This window comes from Ruegeria sp. AF2 (assembly GCF_056542025.1).
The window spans coordinates 1-1,019 of sequence record NZ_JBQFZC010000021.1 but is presented as its reverse complement, the minus strand read 5'-3'; the positions used below and the strand labels follow the sequence as shown (position 1 = coordinate 1,019).

1 protein-coding gene is annotated in these 1,019 nt (G+C 58.3%); it reads left to right on the top strand.

The features are described from left to right. Window positions 1-1,019, top strand: a 1,019-nt coding sequence (tuf, locus tag ACR0NM_RS20825; protein WP_480616438.1) for an elongation factor Tu, incomplete at both ends; no start/stop codon positions are given.

Genomic DNA, 1,019 nt, shown 5'->3' with positions numbered 1-1,019 from the left:
ATGGCAAAGGAAAAGTTTGAGCGTAATAAGCCGCACGTCAACATCGGCACGATTGGCCACGTTGACCACGGCAAGACCACGCTGACCGCAGCAATCACCAAGTATTTCGGTGACTTCAAAGCGTATGACCAGATTGACGGCGCGCCTGAAGAAAAAGCACGTGGCATCACCATCTCGACCGCCCACGTGGAGTACGAGACCGACAACCGCCACTACGCGCACGTCGACTGCCCCGGCCACGCCGACTACGTCAAGAACATGATCACCGGTGCTGCCCAGATGGACGGCGCGATCCTGGTTGTGAACGCAGCTGACGGCCCGATGCCGCAGACCCGCGAGCACATCCTGCTGGGCCGCCAGGTTGGCATCCCGAAGATGGTCGTGTTCATGAACAAAGTTGACCAGGTCGACGACGAAGAGCTGCTGGAACTGGTTGAGATGGAAGTTCGCGAACTGCTGTCCAGCTATGAATACCCCGGCGACGATATTCCGATCATCGCAGGTTCGGCTCTGGCGGCGATGGAAGGCAACAACCCGGAAATCGGCGAAGAGAAGATCAAGGAACTGATGGCGGCTGTTGATGACTACATCGACACCCCTGAGCGTGAAGTCGACAAGCCGTTCCTGATGCCGGTCGAAGACGTGTTCTCGATCTCGGGCCGTGGTACCGTTGTGACCGGCCGTGTCGAGCGTGGCGTGATCAATGTTGGCGACGAGATCGAAATCGTCGGCATCCGTGACACTCAGAAAACCACCTGTACCGGTGTTGAAATGTTCCGCAAGCTGCTGGATCGCGGTGAAGCGGGCGACAACATCGGCGCCCTGCTGCGCGGTATCGACCGTGACGGTGTTGAGCGTGGCCAGGTTCTGTGTAAGCCGGGTTCGGTTACACCGCACACCAAGTTCGAAGCCGAAGCCTACATCCTGACCAAGGAAGAAGGCGGTCGTCACACCCCGTTCTTTGCGAACTACCGTCCGCAGTTCTACTTCCGTACAACTGACGTGACCGGCACCGTGAC